Origin of the sequence: Arthrobacter sp. efr-133-TYG-118 (assembly GCF_030209755.1) — a bacterium.
Classification (GTDB): domain Bacteria; phylum Actinomycetota; class Actinomycetes; order Actinomycetales; family Micrococcaceae; genus Arthrobacter.
The window spans coordinates 1-6275 of record NZ_JARVRH010000017.1 but is presented as its reverse complement, the minus strand read 5'-3'; the positions used below and the strand labels follow the sequence as shown (position 1 = coordinate 6275).

Sequence of the window (6275 nt, the reverse complement as noted above, 5' to 3'; positions counted from 1 at the left end):
AACCCAGCGCAGAGCCTTGCCGCTCGGCGAGCATTTCCCGGCCACCCGCCGTCGTGAGTTCATATTCGGTGTACCCGAGGAACAGGAAGTTGCCGTCGTCAAACCAGAGGAGCAACTCACGGAGCTGTTCCGGCGGCGGAAAAACTGCGCGCGGGAATCCGTCGACGGAGGCGACGGCCTCGGACACTTTGCCGCGGATGGCAGTGCCGTCATCGGCGGCAACCCGAACATCATCCAACACCCTATGCAGGCCTTCCGTGAGCTCGCGCGCGGCTGCCTCATCGGCCAGCTTGCCGATTTCCACGGCCACCCAGGTCTCGGGCGTCCCGCGGGCCGACGGTATGGACTCTTCCAGGAGCCCTTCTCTGGACGGGCCAGGGCGGACGTCCAGCAGCGCATGGGAATCCGGATCGCGCAGCACCTGGAAGATCGGATGCACGAGCAGCCGGATCGAGGCCCCTTCACGTGTGAGCTCTGCCGTTACGGAGTGAACCAAATAGGGCATGTCCTCGGCAACCACGGCAACGATACTCGCGTCCAGCTCGTTCAGGATGCCGATTGCGGCCTGTCCTGGAGCCCGCGACGACGCCACTTTCAGATGGTGCTCAGCCCGCGCCCGGAGCGTCTCAGGACTGTAGCTCCGCAGATCCTCCGTGGGTACATGAGCGTAGTAGTCAGTCAGAAAATGCCCATCGGGTTTGATGGCGCCGGCAGCAGTATGTTCCAAGCGGTCGGACTTGTGTGACATGCCAATGCGCCTCCACAACGCGGGGTGCTACGCAAACTACGGTTGATTATCTAGTCCTCGCGCATGTTTTCATCATCGCCGCCACCCTGGAACACGTCCAGAGCCACCGGCGCCCCGGGTTCTCTTACTTGTTTGAACCCGTCCTACTTCCTCCGGCACGCGCCGGTACAAGACGAACATTCCGATTGCGGATGATCTCTTCGATGATCATCTGAGGATTCTGAAAGGAGGATCGTGATGGCAAAGACTATCGAAGAGATTTTGGCTAAGCGGCCTGTTGACCGGGTTGGTGTGGAGGGCCATAAGAAGCTCCTGATTGATGAGGTCCGGGCATACCGGCTTCGGGAGCTCCGCGAGGCATCGGGTTTGACGCAGGTCGAGTTGGCTGCGCGTCTGCATGTGAGCCAGAACGGGGTGTCCCGGATCGAGCACGGCGACATTGACCGTGCCCAGGTCGGCACGCTGCGGAAATACGTTGAAGCGGTCGGTGGCCGGCTTCGTGTCGAGGTTGAACTCGGCGACGAACGGATCCAGATCGCTTGACCCGACAACCGGAACCACTCATGTACCCCTTGGTTTCGCCGGGGAGCGGGTTCAATAGGGGCAAAAAGGAAGTGTTGACACTGTCAACACTTTTGGCTTCGGACTGGGCCGTACATCGGCCGGACTGGCCCGTACTGCCTATGTTTTCTCGACTTCCCAGTGTTTCCGGGGCTCGGAATGCGGTTCGAGTCCCACCTCGGGCACAGCATTCCCCCTCGTCAGAGGGGGTTTTTGCTTTAACGTGTTGACAAGGCTTGCGGTAGCGTCCTTCTGACGCTAGGTTCGCGGGCTGTGGCCTGGCCGCCCCGAGGGCCTATTCAGGTGTGTGGGGTGGCGGTTTCGGGGTCCTGGCTGGTGGGCCTTCCGCGTGCTGTGGCTGGGTTTGTGCGATTCCTCGTTCCGCTATGTGTCGGGTTGGTCGGGGGTGGCCAACACCTATTCATGGGGATGGGGTGCAGGTACGACATGATGAAACCGATTTTGTTGGCGAACGGTTCTCGGAAGGTTGCTCGTGACCATCCGGGGAACTGTGTGGGTGAGTTGGTCCTGTCAAAGCGAGTGTGGACACTGTCAACACTCATGTCTGCTTTATCGACGCGGCGATCAGCGTTGGCCATCCTCTGGGCACTTTGAATACTGGTGGGTATGGTTCGCTCAGGCCGCTCAGGCCGCTCAGAGGTATCGCCATCTCCGGATTGCCCCGTGTAACACTCAGGTCATCGGCTTCGGCTCGCTGCGCGCGATCGTGACGGCCGGTTCATCATCAACCGAAGAGGCACTCGGCGAGGTGGGGTCTTCCGTGAACAGGTTCGCGACGATTTCGGGTTACATTGCCTGCATGAAACCCCGAGGCTGCGGGGAAGCCACCAGCACCACCCACCTCACCACAGTCACTGGCGATACAACAAAAGCTCCGTTTCGCCAAAGTTGCTATAGGAGGTGGGTATCAAAATCCCCGGAATGACGTGGGTTATGGCCTACTCTGGACATCGTTATGGCACAGTAACGACCCACCTCCTTTAGTAACGTTGGTGGCTCATTTTTCGCCGTGACGGGCGCGATGGAATGAGGCCGGAGGCGTCCTCGCTGCATGTAATTGAGGATCTCGCCAGGGTGCTTCTCGTCTGAGTCAGCCTGTCGACCGTGTTGACGTCGGAGCCCCTATACGAGGCGACGGCCGCAAGGGCTAGATCGCAGCGTCCGCTCGGCGCAGCGAGGGCCTGTCGCTGCAACGAGAGCGGTGCAGCAAGTCCTGTACTGGCCGCTCGGAAATTGGACGGCATGGATGACTGGGAGTGTCTTCGCCTCAATCTTCGATCGTCTGTTGGGGCCTTCTGAATCAGACAAGAGTGGTGCTATTGGCCTCCCCAGGCGGCAATGGCGCGTTCGACATAGGTTGTGACGCTGGCGTGTATGTCGGTTTCGGGGTTGAGGAGCCATTGCAGGCCGATGCCGTCCATCACGGCAATGAATAACCGCACTTCAATCTCAATCTGCGCGGGGGAGAGGTGAACAATGTCGCCAGCTGCGACTGCTTCCTGCAAATGCCTGGCGAGGGTTGTCAGGTTCGAGGTGTAGCGCTGGGTGATGAACGCGTGGCCCGGGTGTGCCGGACTGGAGGCTTCGGCCGCGATGGTGGTGAAAAGTTCGAGCAGGCTGCGGTTGTCCCGGTGGGAGGCCATGACCTCTGGCAGTCGCCGGAAGTAGTCCAATCCACTGACATCGGTGAGGCCGTTCTCCACGGTCCGTCGGTCCCATTCCTCCAGCACGGACGTGAGGAGGCCTTCCTTGCTGCCGAAGTGCTGGATCAGGGTGGCGTGGTTGACGCCGGCCTGCTCGGCAATCGTGCGGAGGGATCCGCCGGCGAAGCCGTGTTCGCCGAAGACGTCCATCGCGATGCCGATGAGCTGCTCGCGTCGGCGGACCCCTGTGCGGTAGGGGCCCCGTGTTCTGGTCTCTGCACTTTCTGACATGTCACTACTTTCTCATGATCATTGCCGAAATGTAACCAGTCGGTTAGTGTTTAAGTTCGACACGGCTCGTAGCCTTACGGGACCTCCTGACTGAACGCCGCACGCGTCAGCCCAGTCCCGAGACTCGCAGATGGGAATCCTTTAGATGAAGTACTCCGTTCTCGGCCCGACCGGCGTGCGTGTGTCCCGCATCTGCGTTGGCACGGCGACTTTCGGTGTGGCTCCGAGCGCACACGAAGCTGATGGCGTCGTGGGGGCGGCTCTGGATCTGGGCATTAACTTCTTTGACACCGCTGATGTCTACGGTTCGACGTCGACGTTCGACCGGCCCGGCGCTCCGCCGGCGGCAGAGCGGGAGTCGGCCGAGGAGATCCTCGGCCGCTCCCTGGCCGACCGGCGGGATGAGGTGGTGCTGGCGACCAAGTCGGGGGAGCGGAGGTTCGATTCGGATGCCGGTCTCTCGCGCCGGTACATCATCCAGCAGGTCGAGCAGAGCCTGCGCAGGCTGCGCACTGACCGCATCGATCTCTATTACGCGCATTTCCCGGATCCGAACACGCCGTTGGAGCAGACCGTTGCCGTTTACGACGATCTGATCCGGCAGGGGAAACTGCGGTATGTCGCTTTGTCCAATCACGCGGCCTGGCAGATGACCGAGGCCCTGTGGATCGCCGATGACCGCCGGCTGGTCTCCGCTCCCGTGGCTGCGCAAGTGATGTACAGCCTCCTGGACCGAAGCGTCGAGCGCGAGCTGAGTGCCGCGTGCGTGCGGTTCGGTTTGTCGATCATTCCTTACGCACCCCTGCACGGCGGCCTGCTGGCCGACCTGTCGGTCCTGGACCGGCCGATCGCCGGAGGCAAGCGCTACGGAGGACCCGGATATTCGGAATCCGAGATCGCCGTCGCCCGCCAACTCGACCAACTGGCCCGCGAGTGGGGGCTAGGGATGCAGCAGGTCTCACTGGCCTGGCTGTTGTCCCGCCCGGCCGTGGCATCGGTGATCGTTGGAGCCGAGACGGCCGACGAGCTTCGCGCCAACGCTGCCGCAGCAGATGTCGAGCTCACCCAGGAACAGTTGGATGCGGTGTCGGCGCTGACTGCCGGGACCGCATCCTGATCAGAAGATTCGAGGAACGCAGATGAAGTACTCACTCCTTGGCCAGACCGGTGTCAGGGTCTCCAAGATTGCGCTGGGCACCGCCACCTTCGGAGTCGCGCCTAGCGCGGAAGACGCAGACCGGGTCGTCGGAACGGCGCTGGACCTTGGCATCAATTTCGTCGATACGGCCGACGTCTACGGCAACCTGCCCGTATTCGACCGGCATGGAGCCAAACCTGCCGCGGAACGCGAACCGGCCGAACAGATCCTCGGCCGTGCCCTGCGCGGACGCCGTGACGGGATGGTGATCGCGAGCAATTCCTTGCGGGATTAGGGAAAGTCAGGAACACGGTTTAGCTGGAGAGGAGGCCTTGCGACCTGTTTGGCATCACTTCGCCTCTAGCTTGGCCAGTCGCTCTCCGATTCGGCTTCCGTTCCGGTGGGCCTTGGGACAGCGGACCAGCCATCTCTTCAGCACCGCGATTTCCTCGTTCTTCTGGCCGAGTTTGCGGTGGATGATTGCCGCCTGCTCCGTATACGCCGGCGCGGGCATTCCACGTCCGGCGTCACCCTCTGCCCCTTTGATCGCTTTGTAGCGGAGGACGAGTGCTTCTTCGAGGCGTCCTTCACGTTTCAGCTGCTTGATCGGCTCAATGAGCTCGAGGTAATGGACACCGTCGACCATGCCGCACTGCTTTTATCGTTTAGCGGTCCTTCCGCAGTGACTCGCCGCTAACAGTCCAGGTTGTCTGTCAGTCTCGGGCGGCGTTCAGATAGCGGGAGCACGGCTGGGTCGAGGGGCCGGAGTGCAACTTGGGGAACCGGGCACGATCCAAAAGTTCGCGAGGAATGAAGCGACACCGGTGCGCCGAACGAAGTTTTGGATCGGGACCGGCGCGTGGCGCCCTGGTTGCGTGGAGGACCCGCCCAGCGACGATGGAGCATCAGAACGACAAACAGCCAGGCTCTTCTGGTCCTTCATGGTCGCTCGGGAAGGACGAGGCATGCCGTGATCCGTGCGGTCTGGTTTTCACCGCAAGGGTGCCCCGCCGCCGCGGTGTCACCGTGGGTTACAGTGCAGTCTCGGGTTTCAGAAGATCGAGCTCCTTGACTAGTGCGAGTGGTGCCGGTGCCTGCCAATCCTTTCCCAAATGTCGGCTCCCTCGTTGTTGCATTCAATACAGCATTGAGACATGGCGGAAGCCTTTACTTGTGGCGTCTGACATCAAACTCATATCGTCTTTCCGCATCCCATGAATTTCAGGGGATATCGAAGGGTAAAAAACCTCATCCGGGCGCAACTCGGGACGGATTCCTGGCCGGAGTCCGCTATTCCTGGCGACGCTGCGGTGACTTGCGTCGACATGACCCGCAGATGCCCTAGCTGTTACGCGTGCAGGGCTTCGCCGTCGTCTGGTGAGGGCCCTGGTGACGGATTCCCTGCGCTTGGCATGGAATCATTACCCGAACTGGACGCCGGTCATCGAGGCCTCCGGGTTCGGCGTCAAGCAATCCGTGGTAACGACAATCGCACCCGTGAGACCCGTGAGACCCGTGAGACCCGTGGCCCGGGAGTTCGCCAAGGGCTCGGATGAGAACCTCAGCCTGACCGGCCGCGCCAGCTGATCCCAGGTAGCCGTGCAGGTCCGTAGTTAGTGCCATGATGGCCGTTCAGCGGCAGGTGGCATGATCGGTGGCCGCGGGCAGCCTCGACAGAGGACCTAACAAACTACTACGAGTTGAACTACCGCGCGCTTGGGTTGCCTGCTGCGGGTGCGAGGGTCTGCATCCGTTTCACTGTTGACCGGAATACGGACGCGGCTTGCTGGCCGGCGGGGCTGAGCCTGCGGTTGGCAAGGTGGGCGAGGAGGATCCTCCGTGTCGGGGAGCCGGCGAGCGGAACGGCGATGAT

The 6275-nt window shown here is 61.6% G+C and carries 6 protein-coding genes and 1 pseudogene; 4 read left to right on the top strand and 3 right to left on the bottom strand.

Annotation, left to right across the window (positions count from 1 at the left end):
• Positions 1 to 748, bottom strand: a pseudogene (locus QRN59_RS15025) (NAD-glutamate dehydrogenase domain-containing protein); the annotation flags it as partial.
• Positions 749 to 985: 237 nt separating this feature from the next.
• On the opposite strand from QRN59_RS15025, the gene QRN59_RS15020 reads away from it, so the two are divergent.
• Positions 986 to 1291 (top strand): helix-turn-helix domain-containing protein, encoded by a 306-nt coding sequence (locus QRN59_RS15020; RefSeq protein WP_284983301.1) that lies wholly within the window; start codon positions 986 to 988, stop codon positions 1289 to 1291.
• 1355 nt (positions 1292 to 2646) lie between these two features.
• Here QRN59_RS15020 and QRN59_RS15015 read toward each other — a convergent pair.
• Positions 2647 to 3264 (bottom strand): TetR/AcrR family transcriptional regulator, encoded by a 618-nt coding sequence (locus tag QRN59_RS15015; protein WP_284983300.1) that lies wholly within the window; start codon positions 3262 to 3264, stop codon positions 2647 to 2649.
• 145 nt (positions 3265 to 3409) lie between these two features.
• On the opposite strand from QRN59_RS15015, the gene QRN59_RS15010 reads away from it, so the two are divergent.
• Complete coding sequence (locus tag QRN59_RS15010) at positions 3410 to 4381, top strand: aldo/keto reductase (RefSeq protein WP_284983299.1); 972 nt, start codon at positions 3410 to 3412, stop codon at positions 4379 to 4381.
• Between the two features lie 22 nt (positions 4382 to 4403).
• Positions 4404 to 4697: an aldo/keto reductase gene (locus QRN59_RS15005; protein WP_284983298.1), complete on the top strand. Its 294-nt coding sequence runs from the start codon at positions 4404 to 4406 to the stop codon at positions 4695 to 4697.
• Positions 4698 to 4751: 54 nt separating this feature from the next.
• Here the strand turns inward: QRN59_RS15005 and QRN59_RS15000 are convergent, their stop codons facing one another.
• On the bottom strand, positions 4752 to 5048 hold the full coding sequence (locus QRN59_RS15000; RefSeq protein ID WP_284983297.1) for a hypothetical protein: 297 nt from the start codon (positions 5046 to 5048) through the stop codon (positions 4752 to 4754).
• A gap of 761 nt (positions 5049 to 5809) precedes the next feature.
• Here QRN59_RS15000 and QRN59_RS14995 point away from each other — a divergent pair.
• A complete protein-coding gene (locus QRN59_RS14995) occupies positions 5810 to 5989 on the top strand; it encodes a hypothetical protein (RefSeq protein WP_284983296.1) in 180 nt (59 codons plus the stop codon).
• Positions 5990 to 6275: the final 286 nt, after the last annotated feature.